A 650-nucleotide genomic window follows, 5' to 3' on the forward strand; every position below is an offset into this window, starting at 1 on the left:
GTGCCAGAAATCATTGGGCCGAGCCTGCCGGATGATGAAGCCGGGCGATTCCTGGGGTTCTTCTTCGATGAGCTCACATCAGCTGGCAAGCTCAACATCGAGCCATTGCTGGCCCTGGGCCGCTCAAAAGGCGTAGTGGCCTGCATGGCCGTGCAGGACTGGAGCCAGGTTGAGAAAGTCTACGGCGACAAGACAGCCCGGGCATTCAGTGGGTTGGTCGGCACACACATTGTTTGCCAGTTGCAGGTCGGCGAGACGCGAGAAAAAATCAGCCGGAGCCTGGGCAAGCGGACCGTTGCTTGGCGCACGCATGACGACAAGGCGACTATCCACGAGGAGAGCAAGGCGATTGTGCCACCAGGCCGGCTCACCGACGATCTAGGCTTCCGCAAAGGGAAGGCCTACGGCAAGGAACACTGGGGCATCCGGGCCATCGTGCAGAGCTCCGGCGATTTGTTGTTGTTGTCCTGGCCGGGCGTCAGCTACCCGAAGGTCCGAGATGGCCAGAAACGTGCGAAGTGGACCAAGCAGGGGGCGCAACCGGTGCAGAAAAATTCCCTGCCCGAAGCCAACGCGCAGAGCGCCGCGGAGGTCCAGCGCGTCCTGAAACTGACCGCCGATCAAGCCAGCGCAGAGCTTCAGAAGCGGGG

At 61.7% G+C, this 650-nt stretch carries 1 protein-coding gene; it reads left to right on the forward strand.

All coding sequences use genetic code 11. From position 1 onward, the window contains the following. The coding region (locus INT12_RS30895; protein ID WP_193059228.1) for a TraM recognition domain-containing protein at positions 1–650 on the forward strand (650 nt) is incomplete at both ends.

It is taken from the genome of Pseudomonas sp. K8, assembly GCF_014889455.1.
GTDB lineage: Bacteria > Pseudomonadota > Gammaproteobacteria > Pseudomonadales > Pseudomonadaceae > Aquipseudomonas > Aquipseudomonas veronii.